A 1,670-nucleotide genomic window follows, 5' to 3' on the forward strand; every position below is an offset into this window, starting at 1 on the left:
AATGCAGGTAGTGATGTTGCTTTAGAATCGGCAGATATTGTATTAATGGCAGACAATTTAGAAAAATTAGTAGAAGCTATAAATTTAGGTCGTCGCGCTAATCGTATTATTAAGCAAAATATTACTTTTGCTATTGGGTTTATTTTCCTATTATTAGTCGCTAACTTTACTGGAAATATCAATATGCCTCTTGGAGTACTCGGTCATGAAGGGTCTACAGTTTTAGTAACATTAAGTGGTTTACGTTTACTCAAATAATAATCATAATATAGCAATCAGACTAAACCTGATTTCGTATAATTACTAGAAAAAAACTGGGTATTTTTAGCAAACATTTATCAATTTGTCTGACACGCTCTTTGATTTTATTTTGAATACTGTCAATATATTTTTTGAAGTTGCTAAAGCAGAAATAAAAAGTGACTAAAACCGGACTATTTGTGGGATTAATAACCTTAGATTTACTTTATCTCACAACAACTTATCCCGAAAAAAATCAAAAAATTGTTGCTGCCGATTATACTATTACAGCAGGGGGACCTGCCACAAATGCAGCGGTAACATTTAGCTACTTTGATAATCAAACAACTCTTCTCTGTGGGCTAGGAAATCATCCGATAACTCACCTAATTAGAGCAGATTTAGAAAAGCAGAATGTCACGATACAAGACTTAGATAAAAATCGTTCCGAACCACCACCAGTTTCATCAATTATTACTACTCAAAAGACAGGCGATCGCGCTGTAATTTCTATCAATGCTACTAAGTCTCAAATCTCAAAAGAATTGATTGACCCAGATATTATTAATAATATTGATATTCTTTTAATCGACGGTCATCAAATGGCAGCGAGTTTAGAAGTTGCTCGAATTGCTCAGTCAAAAAATATTCCTATTGTTATAGATGGTGGTAGTTGGAAACCAGGATTTGAGGAAATTTTACCTTTTGTTGATTATGCTATTTGTTCTGCTAATTTTTATCCTCCTAACTGTGAGAGTCAAGAGGAAGTTTTTACCTATTTAGCAAATCAAAATATTCCACATATTGCCATTACTCAAGGAGAAAAACCTATCAAATATTTGAGTCAAGGTAAGTTTGGTAATGTGGAAGTTCCAAAAATTAATGCTGTTGATACTTTAGGTGCTGGTGATATTTTTCATGGAGCTTTTTGTCACTATATTTTTGATGGGGAATTTACAGAAGCTTTGGCAAATGCTGCTAATATTGCTGCTCATTCTTGTAAATATTTCGGTACTCGGCAGTGGATAATTAGTTAACAGTTTATTTAGTTATCAGTTAACAGTTATTAGTTGTCAGCTATAGCGAATTTCATCAGATTTAATTAAAATGGGAGAGCTTAATATTACAAATTTGGAAACTCATACCATTTTAATTAAATTATGACATAAACCTATGGAGCTTTCCTATACAACAAATATATCGAGTGTTTTAGAGTTCAAAAAAAGATATTGGTCAGAAAAATATTAGTATCCTTTATGGTGAAGATTATGAGCTTGTAGATTTGTATCTCATCTCTTGCAATATTGAAAATACTGGTAGAAAAGTAATTAAAAATGAAGAAATTACTTTTGATTTTATTCATACAAATGTTGGAATTTTAGAACAATTTTCTGATCCACCATTGAGTTATCATTCAATGGTGGATCAGA

The 1,670-nt window shown here is 31.8% G+C and carries 1 protein-coding gene and 1 pseudogene; both read left to right on the forward strand.

Going from position 1 to position 1,670, the window contains the following annotated elements:
* Positions 1-258, forward strand: a pseudogene (locus tag F6K13_RS32015) (heavy metal translocating P-type ATPase); the annotation flags it as partial.
* A 161-nt stretch (positions 259-419) separates the two neighbouring features.
* Positions 420-1,277, forward strand: a complete 858-nt coding sequence (locus F6K13_RS32020; protein ID WP_124145378.1) for a sugar kinase — start codon at positions 420-422, stop codon at positions 1,275-1,277.
* Positions 1,278-1,670 lie beyond the last annotated feature (393 nt).

This window comes from Okeania sp. SIO2B9 (assembly GCF_010672505.1).
Classification (GTDB): Bacteria; Cyanobacteriota; Cyanobacteriia; order Cyanobacteriales; family Microcoleaceae; genus Okeania; species Okeania hirsuta.